Source organism: Citrobacter sp. HN-141 (assembly GCF_033341895.1).
GTDB lineage: Bacteria > Pseudomonadota > Gammaproteobacteria > Enterobacterales > Enterobacteriaceae > Citrobacter.
In genome coordinates this window covers 49,561-64,319 of sequence record NZ_JAWPBF010000012.1, presented here as the reverse complement: position 1 = coordinate 64,319, position 14,759 = coordinate 49,561, and the positions used below count along the sequence as shown (strand labels likewise).

General features: G+C 36.9%; 12 protein-coding genes, 1 tRNA gene and 2 pseudogenes. 4 read left to right on the top strand and 11 right to left on the bottom strand.

Going from position 1 to position 14,759, the window contains the following annotated elements:
* The first annotated feature begins 148 nt into the window (after positions 1 to 148).
* The 4 genes and pseudogenes from secG to RYZ59_RS15630 all read left to right on the top strand — a co-directional run.
* Positions 149 to 481 carry a preprotein translocase subunit SecG gene (gene secG / locus RYZ59_RS15650; protein WP_003025000.1) on the top strand — a complete coding sequence of 111 codons (333 nt, stop codon included), beginning with the start codon at positions 149 to 151 and terminating at the stop codon, positions 479 to 481.
* 9 nt (positions 482 to 490) lie between these two features.
* Positions 491 to 577, top strand: a tRNA-Leu gene (locus RYZ59_RS15645).
* A 96-nt stretch (positions 578 to 673) separates the two neighbouring features.
* Positions 674 to 1,451: pseudogene (locus tag RYZ59_RS15640) on the top strand (helix-turn-helix domain-containing protein); the annotation flags it as partial.
* A gap of 390 nt (positions 1,452 to 1,841) precedes the next feature.
* Positions 1,842 to 2,069 (top strand): annotated as a pseudogene (locus tag RYZ59_RS15630) (transposase); the annotation flags it as partial.
* 123 nt (positions 2,070 to 2,192) lie between these two features.
* On the opposite strand, the gene RYZ59_RS15625 reads toward RYZ59_RS15630, so the two are convergent.
* The 11 genes from RYZ59_RS15625 to RYZ59_RS15575 all read right to left on the bottom strand — a co-directional run bounded on the left by RYZ59_RS15625 (position 2,193) and on the right by RYZ59_RS15575 (position 14,001).
* Complete coding sequence (locus RYZ59_RS15625; protein WP_318049301.1) at positions 2,193 to 4,352, bottom strand: hypothetical protein; 2,160 nt, start codon at positions 4,350 to 4,352, stop codon at positions 2,193 to 2,195.
* Entirely contained in the window at positions 4,345 to 5,511 is a 1,167-nt protein-coding gene (locus tag RYZ59_RS15620; protein ID WP_318049302.1) for a hypothetical protein, read from the bottom strand. Before RYZ59_RS15620 ends, RYZ59_RS15625 begins: the two co-directional genes overlap by 8 nt.
* A 3-nt stretch (positions 5,512 to 5,514) precedes the next feature.
* Positions 5,515 to 5,880 (bottom strand): EamA family transporter, encoded by a 366-nt coding sequence (locus tag RYZ59_RS15615; RefSeq protein ID WP_318049303.1) that lies wholly within the window; start codon positions 5,878 to 5,880, stop codon positions 5,515 to 5,517.
* Entirely contained in the window at positions 5,874 to 6,701 is an 828-nt protein-coding gene (locus RYZ59_RS15610) for a sugar phosphate isomerase/epimerase family protein (protein WP_318049304.1), read from the bottom strand. Before RYZ59_RS15610 ends, RYZ59_RS15615 begins: the two co-directional genes overlap by 7 nt.
* Positions 6,691 to 7,458: an NAD-dependent epimerase/dehydratase family protein gene (locus RYZ59_RS15605; protein ID WP_318049305.1), complete on the bottom strand. Its 768-nt coding sequence runs from the start codon at positions 7,456 to 7,458 to the stop codon at positions 6,691 to 6,693. Before RYZ59_RS15605 ends, RYZ59_RS15610 begins: the two co-directional genes overlap by 11 nt.
* 82 nt (positions 7,459 to 7,540) lie before the next feature.
* The gene (locus RYZ59_RS15600) at positions 7,541 to 8,329 is read right to left on the bottom strand and encodes a glycosyltransferase family 2 protein (protein ID WP_202037643.1); all 789 of its coding nucleotides are present in this window, start codon (positions 8,327 to 8,329) and stop codon (positions 7,541 to 7,543) included.
* Positions 8,329 to 9,348: a glycosyltransferase gene (locus RYZ59_RS15595; RefSeq protein WP_318049306.1), complete on the bottom strand. Its 1,020-nt coding sequence runs from the start codon at positions 9,346 to 9,348 to the stop codon at positions 8,329 to 8,331. The genes RYZ59_RS15600 and RYZ59_RS15595 overlap by 1 nt, the downstream gene beginning before the upstream one ends.
* Positions 9,345 to 10,475, bottom strand: a complete 1,131-nt coding sequence (locus tag RYZ59_RS15590) for an FAD-dependent oxidoreductase (protein WP_318049307.1) — start codon at positions 10,473 to 10,475, stop codon at positions 9,345 to 9,347. Before RYZ59_RS15590 ends, RYZ59_RS15595 begins: the two co-directional genes overlap by 4 nt.
* Positions 10,459 to 11,388: a glycosyltransferase gene (locus tag RYZ59_RS15585; RefSeq protein WP_318049308.1), complete on the bottom strand. Its 930-nt coding sequence runs from the start codon at positions 11,386 to 11,388 to the stop codon at positions 10,459 to 10,461. The genes RYZ59_RS15590 and RYZ59_RS15585 overlap by 17 nt, the downstream gene beginning before the upstream one ends.
* Complete coding sequence (locus RYZ59_RS15580) at positions 11,360 to 12,544, bottom strand: polysaccharide biosynthesis protein (protein WP_318049310.1); 1,185 nt, start codon at positions 12,542 to 12,544, stop codon at positions 11,360 to 11,362. Before RYZ59_RS15580 ends, RYZ59_RS15585 begins: the two co-directional genes overlap by 29 nt.
* Positions 12,541 to 14,001, bottom strand: coding sequence for a hypothetical protein (locus RYZ59_RS15575; protein ID WP_318049311.1), 1,461 nt, complete (start codon positions 13,999 to 14,001; stop codon positions 12,541 to 12,543). Before RYZ59_RS15575 ends, RYZ59_RS15580 begins: the two co-directional genes overlap by 4 nt.
* Positions 14,002 to 14,759 lie beyond the last annotated feature (758 nt).

The following is a 14,759-nucleotide window of genomic DNA, read 5'->3' as shown; positions in this document are numbered from 1 at the left end:
GCAGTTGATACAATGCTAACAAATTGCCCTTGCGAAGGTTATTCGCTTTGGTTAGTATTCACACCCGCTTCAGTGGGAAACAGTTGAAATTCCCGCTTTATTGGTCGAAGCATTGGTACGCGGCAACTCCGCAAGGAACAGGTTGATTATGCACGAAGCTCTTTTGGTAGTTTTCCTTATTGTAGCAATTGGCCTTGTTGGCTTGATCATGCTGCAGCAAGGTAAAGGCGCTGATATGGGAGCCTCTTTTGGCGCAGGCGCTTCTGGTACACTGTTTGGTTCAAGTGGTTCTGGTAACTTCATGACCCGTATGACAGCTGTGTTAGGAACTCTGTTCTTCATTATCAGTCTGGTGCTGGGTAACATGAACAGCAATAAGACCAATAAAGGAAGTGAGTGGGAAAATCTGAGTGCACCGGCGAAAACCGAGCAAACTCAGCCAGCTGCTCCGGCTCAGCCGACCAGCGATATCCCACGCTAAGTATTCTGTACCGAGGTGGTGGAATTGGTAGACACGCTACCTTGAGGTGGTAGTGCCCTAACGGGCTTGTGGGTTCGAGTCCCATCCTCGGTACCAAATTCCAAAAAAAAGACGCTGCAAGCGTCTTTTTTTTCGTCTGTAACCCGTCCTGAATAGCGTTGACACGTTCCTGACTTAAGTCCGGAGAACGTGATGATGACTGAGTTCAATCGCACCCAACGTGATTATCCTCTATCCTCTATCCTTTAAATTAGCCGTTGTCGGGCAGGTCGAAAAAGGCGAGATGACTTACAAGCAGGCCCAGCAGCGGTATGGCATTCAAGGGCGCTCCACCGTTCTTGTCTGGCTGCGTAAATATGGCCGGCTTGACTGGAGCCCCGCACTTCCTGACCTGGTGAAGAGGAAACTGCCTGTGGCTCAGACGACTGCCCCGCCTACACCCGAGCAAAGAATCAGGGAACTTGAAGAACAGCTTAAGCTGGCAAACCAGAAAGCTGAGTTTTTTGAATCGGTTATCAATGTTCTGAAAAATGATTGCGGGGTGAGTGTTGCAAAAAAACGGCCCGGCAAGTCCTCACGCAAAGTCAGGCCCTCAAAATAGCAGTTACGCGTGCATGTTAGTTCCTGGGGCACAGCAGATAGGCGTGGTACCAGAGTACAACACAAGATATAATAAAAGGCAGGAGCATCATGCTAAGGTTCCGGATTTTGTTGCCCGTACCCGGCACTGCACTACCTGCTGAATGTTCAGGACGGTAAAGCACTGGCTATCGGGCGGGACCGCCTGTTTAACCTGCTGGATGAATATCGGCTCCTGGTACCCGTGAAGCGGGCATATCACAAAACTACTAACAGCCATCATCACTCTTACCTGCATCCAGGCCTGCTAAAGCCTGGCCCTGAACAGGTTACCGCCCCTGAACCAGAGCAGTTCCGGGGCGCTGATATAACTTACCTTCCACTACGCAGCGTACTGAGAAATGGTGGCAGGTTGCACCTGCACAATCGGAACAAGATTTTTATACTGGTCTCAGCGGCCGTACAGTTGTTGAGGCGATTGTGTGCTGATTACCCATTTAGGCACAGATTTTCCTGATGCCGGATAGATGCAAGCAACAACCCAAACCAGATTCAGTACCTGAAAAACGGCGGTAGTTCATAGAGTTAAAAAGTTGCCTTAGAAATGCCCATCCTCTTGCACATTTCTTCCACTTGGATGCTGGTTTTGGCTTGCTTCAGCACAAACGCGATCTGTTTTTCAGCATAGTGGGTCTTTTTCATGACGGAATGATCTTTTTGTTTAATGAAAGAAAGACCGAAGCCTTCAGTTTAGATGGGGACTGTTTACCGGGGAGAGATCATCCGCAAGGCCATCTACATCACACACGCAATCGAATCGTTGAATAGCGTGATCCGGGTGGCGATTAAGAAACACATAATGTTCCCGACGGATGACTAGGTACGAAAGGTTGTTTATCAGGCGATCAAGGATGCGTTGAAAAAATGGAGTATGCCAATCCAGAACTTGCGGCTGGCAATGAGCCATTTTATTATCGAGATTGGTGACCGCCTGAGCGATCACCTTTAATACATCGGCAGTTTCACCGAATTACTGACAAGCCCATCATGCACCGTTCACTTAAAATATCTTAAGTGAACGGCACTATCCAAAATAGTCAATAGTTACTGACCGGAATAATTAGCCCTTATTTCAGTGCTTTCTATCATTACACTCATATCTTGCTGCAGCACCAACAGCAGGATAGTCGTAATATAGGCTGTATATATTTTTGGCATCAACGTTTTCTTGATAAAGCGTGATTTCCTTAATAGTTAGCGATGTCAAATTAAGGAAGTTAGATAAGGTTCGTGGGGTAATCGTTGGATTAAATCCCTCCCTATAAAAAATCGGGAAAGAGAAAGTGTGTTCACTCCATGGTAAACTAACTGGCATATTTGATGGCAGGCCAGTATTCTCAATTTCTATCAGGAATCGTGTCAGTTTTCCAATAAGCGGCAGAGATGATATCGGGTTTTTAATATCATATTTTACTACTGCGGTCATTAATTTTATATCACATGACTGTGTTTTTGATTTGCTGATATTAAGGTCAATGGGCTTATTAACAGAGAAGTCACCCTGCAGTTTTAATTGTTCCGGACCGAAGTCATCCCATTTATTATTATTGTTTAGATGCCACAATGAAAACTCACTCTTATCTACGGCTACATCATAGTTGTTGATCATATTCCTAAAGAATGGCCAATGCCAGTTAAGCAACCAGGGAGTAAATCGCTCAGGCTTCGCAAATGAAATATACTCAGGCTTGGTTTTTACGAAAGAGGAATAGTATTTATCCCTCGCCTCTCGACCAAGTACGTGTATTAGCATTTCTGTCGGTGCAGGGTTGTGGGTTCCATAAAATATATTTAGCAATGAACCTGGGTATATCTCCCAAATTAAACCATTGAGTGATTTTTGTGGCGGCTTGTTTGCAATGGTATTTTCATTTTTTGAGTTTGCTGCAGGAGTATCTATGCGCTTAACAATATTTGTGGCATATTGAATATTCCGAGCGCCACCTTTGTTCCACATGTCCAATGGGCCAAAGCCATCAAAATTCTTATCATTTGCAAGATTTTCTTTTGCCCATTTTACATTAGGATACTCAAATTTAGATAGGTCGATGTTATAAAGGCAACTGTCATAGCTTTGTTTGGATTTTGTACTTAAGCATTCCTTGATAACTGCGCTTTTAAATAAATCTATAGTAATGACGTTACTATCTTTAGCTACCATAGATACATACAGTGGGACGTTGGTTCCTTCTGCAACCACTACACTACCTGGCGCTATATCATTAATTGAAGAAACTACAAAACTAATGCTGCGCTTTTTACCAAGAAAGAATTTCTCATTTATTTTGTCTATATCGACGTTGAGTAGCATTTCTTGTTTATCAAAGTCGTCTTTATTTCGGGTAACAGTTATAATGTTTTTTCTGAAGTCGAAATATGGTGGGAGTTTCTTATCTAGCTTAACAATATATGTCTTGTTAAAACCGTATACAGACTCAATACGTGTTGATGTAGGTCCATTTATTCCATCCCAGGATAACGTATCTCCATCTTCTAAAGTGGTTTTGGACAAACTGAGAGAAGGTACTGGGCGGATGACATACGTATATCCGGTTGGGTCCAGTGTAAATCGTCCACCACGTATCCAGCCCATAGTGTCACTTTCAAACATCATATGCTTGTTCTTTTTCTTTCCCGAAGGGATAAGAATTGACTTGGGAAAAAAGTCGAAAGGAATGTAACCCTGGACGGTTATGTTACCGGAACCATCTATATCTGTAATAGTAGTATAAAAATCAGCATAATCATTTTTCAGAATGGCAGTTTTACCCACGAATACATTTTTTAGAGGCTCTCCTGGTTGAAATAGAATGTTTTTCTCTAAAATCTTGAAAGTGGATTTATTACTGAAACCCAAAATGAAATCCTGATTCCATATGGGGACTAAAGGCACTGTAGATAATGATGACTTATCATTGTTGACATATCTCAACCACGTCGGAAAGGAGATATCATCTGGTAAATAACGTTGCCCAGTCTCTCTGGAAATATAGTAACTGGCTTCGGATACGTATTCGCCATATTGATGCCTCTGATTAAGTGAACCAATTACTCCACGGAGATCCTGGTGCTTTGATAATCTTACTCCCTCGACGTGAGATAGATTATATTGGTTTTTTGGAATGCTTCTCTTTGACAGGCTCATATATCCATACCAATAGGCAAGAGATATAAGAGAGAGAATTATAATAAGGGTGCGAGTGAAAACTTTATTTCTCAGAATATTAATCATTTTTTAGTTTCGCATTTTCAGTGAAAATAAAGAACAGAATAGGGAAGAACGACAATGTCATATATCTAATTTCAAGAGGTGCCTGATGCGCACCAATATAACCTAAATTAGATGCCCATGATAATATCCCGCCCCAAAACATTACCAGACAGGCATAGTAAAATTTTGAGTTTAAATTATATTTGCGGTATACAAATGTAATTATTAACGTGTAAATTATGGCAATCAAAGTGACAATCTGAGTAACTACAGCACTTATATTATCGAGTCTGAATAACTCGGTGAATGAATCAAAAAATGAATTTGGGAACACGCCGAAAACCCAGGTTTGGTCATTCGAGATTGTTATTATTGCTCTGATTGACTCCAGGCTTTGAAAGAGGATAAGAAGGATGGCCACATGCACTAAAATGGATAGAATAAATAAAGATGCAGAATAGACTAAAGCTGCGACACGCTTTTTTTCATGGATGAAAAAATAGATGAATACAGTTAAACAAAATGCCGCAATTGCGTAAAACCCCTGTTCTGCACCAAGCAAAGGGGAAATGGCTGCAACAAAGAGAGTTACTATAACTGTTTTTAATGTTTTCTTTTTATCAGCAATTTCATAATAAGTTATAAGATTATAGAGACATATTGCTAATAGAATATGAGGAGAAAATCTTACTGCCATTGGTGCACCTAAAAATAAAGGTGAAAAATAAGCGCCAATGTAAGGTATAAAATCAAACAACATGGAAATGAACAGCGTAAAGATAAGTGATGTAGAGAAATTACTTATCTTTCGCAATATAAAATAAATAGGTAAGTATAAGAATGCACAATTTACTATAAATGTGCTATTCAGAGCGGACACAATGATACCAAAGCCAAGTATGTGTGAAAATAAGTAATAAAGAGGATATATTAAATATGGGATACCATTTCCATGGAAGTAAGAGAAATCGATGGCTGGGTAAGAACCAATATCTATTGATCTAAGGGGAAATAGCGTTTGAAAAGACCCATCCCAAGGTTCACGGTTAAAATATAATACGGAATTATAATATATTATGCTTACGCATACTAATGAAAGCAATGATATACCAATAGCATACAGATTTAGCCATTTATCGGAAAGGAATAATTTTTTTATAGACGACTGAAGTGATTTCATTTGTTATGCTTTCCCCATAATAACTACGCCAAGTATAATGACCAATGTTCCAATTACTTTCATCGGTGTTAAGGATTCATTAAATATCAGATAACCCATAAGCATGACAAAAACAAAACCTAATGAAATGAAAGGGTAGGCGAAGCTCACATCAACCTTTTTTAATACATAAACCCAGCTTAACAATGCAACAACTTGAAATAAGATACCAGAAACAAGATAAAAATTAAAAACCAGCTCACTAAAAAGTTTGGTCAGATTTATTAAATCAATTTGAGAAGGAATAGATATTTGCGCGGCTCCTTTCTTTAACAAAAGCTGAGATGATGAAGAGAAGAATACGCTGAAAATAATAACAAAGATTAGCATAATATTGGCCCGTAAATTTCTTTTACCAACGAGATACTTGCATCAATATCTACCAATGGCATTTCTGATCTTTTCATCTCTATTGATAACCAACCATGGTATGCTATGTGTTCCAAACCTTTACATGCCAGGTTGTGGGCTTCAATATCTAAACCAATTGGTGCTAAATCTTTCTCACTTATATGAAAGTGTGCGATTTTTTCATTTAATATTGCAATTCTATTATAGACGTCTTCCTTAGATAACCTTAGCCCTGCAAGATCTAAATGAACACCAAATCCTGGATGATCAATTGTACATGCAAGCTCAACAGCTTCTTTTGAGTCTGTAATAAAGTCACATCCATAGTATTCTGGATTCGGCTCGATACAAATCATGGTACCAACATCCTTTGCTTTAATTGCCAAAGGTTGAAAGAACTTCGCTGCAATCTCTATTGCATTAGCAAATGAAATATCATTTCTTAATCTATTTTTAGGCGAACCAAAAACTAATTTTTCAGCACCAAGAAGGCCTGCCATGTGGATAATTTTGCTTAAATGATTCTGGATTGCATTACTTTCAATTTGATTGCCAAAAATATTTCCGGAGGGACCTCCGAACAATAATGCCTGCATCGAGCTGATAACGATTCCGGCATCATTCATTTTTTCTTTATATAAAAGAACTTCATCATCAGAGAAATTCTGAACATTGCTAACAACTTTTGCTGGCGCGACTTCGATAGCACCAATACTATGTTTTTTAAGGATGCCGAGCACAGCATCGTTTTCATCGCTATTCCATGCAATGTTTGAAATGGATAGACCTTTATTTTTCACGACGGTATTCCTCAATGAATTTTTCTAACTCAACAAGGCAGTCTTGCCTATTATAAAGGTAACCATTTTCTCGCCCCCAAAGCGTTGAATACTTTGATTTGATGTCATAGCGAGATGGATGTGAACTCGTTATATTTTTATATGGATAACCAAGTATCATTTTTGCAATGTCGGCCGTTGGGATTGGCTCTACAGATGTGTTGAGAAGGCGAATGTTATTCTCAATCATTCTATCAATATCAGTTTTAAGAAAATTGAGGCAGTAGAATTGGAATGAGCTGCGAGTATCAATTTTTTCAATCTGATTATTATTCAAGAAATCGTAAATAATATTCTTTTTTAAACCCTCGCCGAAGAGGCCTGGAAGACGGAGAGTATAAGCATTGGTAAAATGCTGAGTAACAAAATCTTCGAATTTTAAACGATGTAATCCATAGGGCTGTCCAGTGTCTCGGGATAACTGACTATCTTCATCAAAATCGATTGGATTAGGGTATACATCAACCGTAGAAATTAAAACAACTTCTTCGGCAGTTACGGTTTTTAGAATGTCAATGAGGCCGCTAATATTTTCCCAGTCTTCAACAGGATGCTGATTTGCCCACCATTTTACAGCCGGAACTCCGCAGATAAACAATCTATTATAATGCTTGCCTCGAATGTCATTTATATTCTTTGAATTATATAAATCGTCGAAATCGTATTGCTTAAGCAAATTTCCGCCAACAAAGCCAGTATAACCAATTAGAGCATTCATTGTGATAACCCATAATTATATAAAAATCAAGCTAGATAGTCTCTATCTAGCTTCTTGAAAAGAAAATAGCAGGTAACTTTACCTACTTTTTGTCATACTTTCCTAAGCAAACTTGTAGTAACCTGGCAATAACCTGTAGGTTACCTCTGATAGGACTAATTTTTGTCGGTGTCTTGCCATGTTTAGGATAAGTTCTCATTACAGGTATTTCAATGCATTTAAATCCTAACTTAGCCGCTTGTATCGCAAGGTAATAATGAAGTTCGTAGCCAGTAAAAATATTACGGAATACAGCTACTTTCTCATCTGATAAGAATTTGGCGCTGTAAGCGCGAAAGCCATTTGTGGTATCAGTATATTTGAAACCGGAGAAGAATCTCATTAGGGGAACATGAATTACCTTTAATCCGATGAGTCGTGACATAGGAGTATTTACATGTTTGCCACCGGGAATAAAACGAGATCCTTGGATATGATCCATCCCATTTTCTAATTGGCGAACGAAGTTTGGAATATCATCAACGCTATCTTTGTTATTGCCATCGACAACAATAACGCCTTTATAACCTTCCAGAAGTGCCCATGCGAAACCCATACGCATTTGGCTGCCAAGCTTTCCTGCACCGGTTTTAACCAAAAGGCTTGTCACACCATACTTTTCCAAGTTTTCAGTAGAGGTTGACCCATCAGTGCTGCCACCATCGGCAATTATTATATCTGTACAACTTCTTGCAGCATCCATACGTGCCAGTTGCTTTATTAGTTTATCACCTTCATTAATCACGAAAATTAATGTGCAATAGTCATTCTGTTTAGGTCTTACTCTTGTCTCAGTATATGCAGGTACTTCCCAGGTATAATTTTTTTCCATTACTTGTTACGCCCTGTTTGAACCAGATTGATTACATCAGAAGTTGACTCTGTTAATACGTTTACGCGGTGTGAGTCAATCATTACTGAACTGTTTTTCTCATATACTATATTGTAATCAGTATGTTCGGAACGGTCATCAAGCAATCGACCTAAATATTCCCCAAAGAACGCCAGCATAGTAAAGATAAGCATAAATAAGATTGACATAAATATAATTTGTGTTGTCCATCCCTCAATGACATGATTATTAATTATTCTAACAATTAGGCTGTATAGGCTGAAAATAAATGCTAAAAAACTACCGAATACTCCCAATAAACTCATCCAGCGCAGTGGTTTCGTTGAGTTAAATATCATTATTTTAATCGTGTCACGAATTCCTGAAAGAAGAATTTTTTTCTCATTAACCTGGGCAAGTTCGTAGGTCTCCGTAGTAGATGTGAATCCTGTATTAGAAATTCTCATCATCATTTTGTGATGGAAGCGACCGTTTGCCGTTACTGCATTGACAGCTCTTCTACTTAAACAACGGAGGTTTGTGGCATTTCTTGGCAACTTATAACCAATCCGACTTAAGAAATGATTCATAATAGGTCGAACTATTGCGTACGCAAGAGATGAGTTCTGTTTAGCAACACCAATAACTACATCACTGCCCGCAAGGGATTTTTCGACCACATTTGCAATGACATAAACTGGGTCCGTACTAATATCAAATAATACGACAAAATCACCTATTGCATTTTCTAATCCGGCTGATAGAGATACATCTGCAGATACTTCTGATGAAAGTCTAATATATCGTATAGACTCTAATTCAGTGAGAAGAGAAGTGATGTAGGTTTCAGTGTCATCAAAAGAATGGTTGTCAATAATTACGATTTCAAAATCGACATAGTTTTTTGACAAAAGATCGTTAATAGGTCTAATTTTATTTTTTAGATCTTCTGCTTGATCTTTGCAGGATAGTACAACTGATACAAAAATATCCTTCTTTGTAGCACTAGTTAAATTCATTTGTTCAATCCTAACTCATTAATTACTGTGATAACATCATAAACATTGTCAATTTTCCCACCCATAATGCAATGCAAGCCTTTCATACCGTGATTGGCTTTGAAAAGAATAGGGCGGGAATCATCGGTTTCACTTCTTGGCAGAAGTGTTTTAACTTCCCAAATCGATTCTTTGTATTCGCATTCAGACAAAACAGGTATATACCGACTAGCATCGGATATAGTTTTGCGCCAAAGAGTATTCTTCTGTACTTCATTAAAATATTGATGTGACGGGAAATAACTTTCGTTGCTTTCATTCCATTCATGATGGGGAGTATAGCGTACATGACTAAATGAGTGCAGACCTTTGGAAGGGAAAGGCATGACAGAAAAGAATGGTCCGCACATCACTGTAATCCCCGTTTTCTCAAAAATATCAGGAACTTTTACGATACACATTTCTGTCAATTCCTGCTTGAGAGGAATTAAATCTATTTTTGATTCATGCAAGACGAAATTCGTCATCGAATAAGTACAGTTAAAAACTTGTTTTGTTTTGTAATATTCGATTGATGCGCCATCAGGATCATTGACATTTTGAGTTTTGACCGTCAGGCCTGAGCTATCTTCCTGTATACCTGTAACAACCGTTTCATATTTAATAGTTACGCCGCTATCTGCCAGACGGGACAGCATAATAGAACGTAGTTTTCGGGAGTCAAAGGCATACTCTTTAGTGGTAAAAACCTCTTCAATTAAGTTTTTATTCGTTAGATCTCTGATCCAATGTGGGGCGATATCACAAGGCGCTCCTATCCTTTGGCAAAATAACTGAAACTGGCGTGCTGTTACTTTTCCAAGAATGCGCCCGACCATATAAAATTTTGAGAATTCGTCATCAATACATTCTTTAAAATCATTACAGAAAATTGGGAATGATGCCCTGGATCTTAATGCTGTGAGATGGCTGCGTGGATAATGATAACCATTGTGTACGCGAGCCTGGTTTACATACGAGGCGCGCTCCATTAAAGACGATTCTTTTTCAAACAGAGTGACCTTATGTCCTTGGGAAGCTAAATAGTTAGCGATATAAACACCAAAAAAGCCTCCGCCAATAATGATAGAATCATTTGCTATGTTCATCAATTCTCCTATTTTTTATTATTGAATGGATAAAGTTAAGTAGATTGGCCTTATCCATTATTTTATCCCAGTTATATTCTTTAATGTGCGCCCAATACTCGCCATTTGATAAATAGTCCTCAGGTCTAAAATCAATTAGGCTTTCATTGAAAAATTGGATGTTATCAATTTTTTTATTTTTAGCAAAAGACTCAACCCATTCAATTCGAGTTGAGCATACGTTTAGTCCCATCGCTAAATACTCTAGTACCTTTGTTGATGTCTGATATTTATAAGGGTAAATATTAGGGGTGTAATTTATCCCACACATTGCTTTACAGGCTAATGCTGGTATATCCTTGTAATTTAGCCGACCAGAAAATATTATATTAGGAAAGGATTTAAAATCATTATATAAGTCATTAGGGCATTCACCAATCACAAGTAATGTGTAGTGAAAATATTTTTCACTAAAACACTGTAGTAGTTTTCTTATGTTTCTTTTTGCTGAGAGACTCCCAATGTACACGAAATCATATTCTTTTGTTATATTATTATTTTTCCTAAAGAAGTGTTCGCTAACCCCCATATCTCTATATATAAATGGGACATGGTCGTTAAAGAATGCCTTTTGTTTTATTGTTTCATTTAAAAACACTCTTCCATCTGGAACGATGTTTATTAATCGTTTTATTTTGTCTTTTACAATTCCGTAGGGCGGAGTGGAAAGTGAAGCATATTCATGAATATGCAGTCCTGATACTTTCTTTTTATGTTCCACTCCCATAAAAAACCAATATATATCTGCATTTAATATATCTTCGGGATGTTCTACGATAGATACTTGTAACCCAAGGTTGGAGAAATAATCTTTGTAAATTTCGATCTCAGGTAGATACTCTAAACTATTTTTGATAAAAGCTATTCGAGACATCCTTCCACCTTAAAGATAAAAATATAAAGACTATTATTGCCAGTATGTACATGCTGATAGATGTCAAAGCTACAATGTTATGTAGCTTTATACCTATTACTGAGAGTGTTATATAGAAAATAGGTTTCAATCCATATCTCAATAAATCGATAAAGAAAATTTCCTTTGTAGCAGTAAAAAAAATAGCGCGATTATAACTGGGGGATAGAATTAATATTGCCGCAAGCCAGAAGGATAAACTCTGCAAGTATATAATACTACCACTCCATTTATTGCCAATTAGATAAACAACTGCAGGTAATATAAAATACGATGATATTATATATATAACGCCTAATGTGATGCCGATAATACCATATTTAAATAATACTCTTTTTTCTTTATTTGAGAGGCTATAAAGCACTGCGCGACTCATTGCTGAGTTCATTAGCGTGACAAAGACCGTGGTTATTTTTTCTGCGATTGCATACAGTGCTGAGGAATGATAGCCAAAGAAACTGGAAATAAATATTATTGGTAAATGAGTTCCTATAGATGGAATCATCGATGATGTTGTATGGATAGTCATATATTTAGTATTTTTCCTGACAATACTTATTGACGCGCCTAACCATTTCTCTTTGTTATTATCAAACTTGATTCTACTAATAATCAATACAATCGTTGAGCCAATGATTGTCCCGATAATAAGCCCATACTGAAACTTCATTAGTGCTAATTGTGATAAACCAACTAATATAACTCTATTTAGTTGCATTATATTTAGTTTTCGATGGTTACCGGTTGATGTGTGGTAATCATAGAGAATCTCAAATGAGTTGAAGCAAAAAATAAGGATTGGTATAGAAATATAAATAATTGATAAGTTGAAAAATAGAATACTGATAACCACTAATAGCGATGATACTATCGTTGTACTCAACGATAGTATCTGGCAAGCACGAAAGAGCAACCGCTTTTCATAAATATCGCTGGTGATTAGCAAAAGATTCAGTCGTAATGCACCGACGTAGGATATCAGGCCTGACCATGCCATAATTGTTGCATAAAGGCCGAAGGCTTCTACTGAATAAAATTTCACAAGAGCCAGCATGATGCCTATTCCAAGCACTTGTGATAACAAACTGCCACTAAAAATTGATATGAAAAATTTCATTTTTTGATAATATGCAATTTACTAGTGCATTGAATAGTCGGTAAGTCTGTTAATATTGAATTCTTACTGTAAATGGCATCAATATTATAGTCGTGAATAAAACTATTGATATTATTTTTGTCAATATTAGTCGGAGACAAAAAATACAATGCTGTACCAGTTATGGCGTCTTCGGATACAGATACTTGTTCAAAGCCATTTTCTGTAATAAACAAAATCCTCTCCAAATTATGCTTTTCAACACATTGCCGTATGTTATCTTTATCTATCAGTGTTATATATTCTTGTGAGCTGTCAATTGATATGCTTTTTTTTACCGATCTCCCGATAGTCCAGGCTGAACTAATTATAATTGTATAGATCAAACACAGTGTCGTTATCTTATGTTTACTGTAAATTGCAGGCGTTGTATAAAGTAAGAAAAGCGTTATTAATAAGTATAGGTTAAAGAAATATCTACCATCAGTATATCCTGTGAGTCCTACAATAGGCACTACTGAACTAATAGTAACGATCAGGAAAATTAGTTTAGTACCTATATATCCCTTTAACGTGATAAGCCTATTTCTCTTATGGGAAATATACTTATAAATTAGATGTGCTAATATTATAAATGTAGGTGTTAATCCCCCCCATAGTATAAATGAAGTAAATGTTTTTATTTCTTTTATTATGATATTTGTTATTAAGCTTAAAAAACTATTATTTTCAATTGATGGTACATAATCTAGAGCCCCAAACTGGGGGGGCATCAACACTAATTTAGAACTTTCAGTTATCCATAACGTATTAAAATATCGCTCAGAATACGTTACCCATATTACAATAGATATTAGTGGTGGGACTAAGAATAAAATTTTCCCAATTAATTTTTCCTCTTTAAATAACACCCATAATGTGAAAATTATAAATGAGATGAGAAATTCAAAACGTGTCAGTATGGATACTGAAAAAATTAAGCCAATAGTAAATAATTGCTTGGCGCTAAGATATTGCTGCGAGATGAAAATATAGCTAATTAATAATATTTCTAGCGTCGCCAGCGGTATTGATCTTCCATAAGCCACCTCCTGAAAAAAAGGTGGATATAATAATATAAATGAGATTATTATTAGTCGTTCTTGATTTAAATTTAATTTTTTTAGTATTGCTCCTGAAACAATACAACAGGCTATTAATATTAAAATATTTAATACCAGTGAAGAGTAAATGCCGATATTTAAAATGGTGTCTATGAAGTGTATCAGTAAAGGATAGAAAAAAGGAAAAGAAGGGCTATGTAACGAATTATATTGATACTGTCTGATGAAAGATGGCTCATATCCAGAAAATATTTGTTTTGATAAGTCGTAATATGTCCAGCTATCAACCGTAAACCCTTTAAATAAAATAGCATCCAAAAAAATCTTACCAATAAATATCGCCAAACATAAATAAATGTTTATTTTGAGATTCAAATTTATTACCTCTGGTGTTAAAGGTATTTAATTCAATGTATATCTAATATGGGCTAAAACGAGATAATTCCTATTTGAAAAATTCTCTTTGTATGATGTATAGATTGTAGCAGTAAGAATTTTTGTTAAATTACAAATGAAGTATCAGGAGGTTATTTCTTAGTCTAAATTACAATATATGTGCTAAAAACGAGTTGAGGATGTATGTTCTGCCATCACCGAATGACCAGTATCTGGCATCATTCTGTTGCCTTCATGCTTTTTTTAGGAACGCTACCGCCCTAGCCATGCTTGTACAAGCGATGAAGGCTATAAGATTTTGAACTAAAAGTTAAGTGATGTTTAAACTTAACTTCACAACCGCTATTTTTTTAATATGCAGATAGCTTCAGTATTTTAGACCTGTAATGGTCGAAAATCAGCATTTTCTTGCGGATCTTTTCTGTTGTGACTATTGCCATTCAAAGTGTTGATTACACACATTTTTTCATGTAGATCTGGATGGCTATATTTTCAGTCAGTTAGGTGAAGTACCGCAGGAAAACCAGGCTGTGGGTTGCTTCAGCATAGTACTACAACAAAAATCAACTCGGGAGTTCTTCAGGAATGATGCCTTCAGATATGTTTTGTGAGTCACCATTTCATTACCTGAGTACGGCAAAATATCAAGTTTTTATATCATTCAACAGGTTACAAAACATGAAATTATACGGGTTTATCACCAAAGCATACCTGTTGTCTGGTAAGATTTTGCTTAT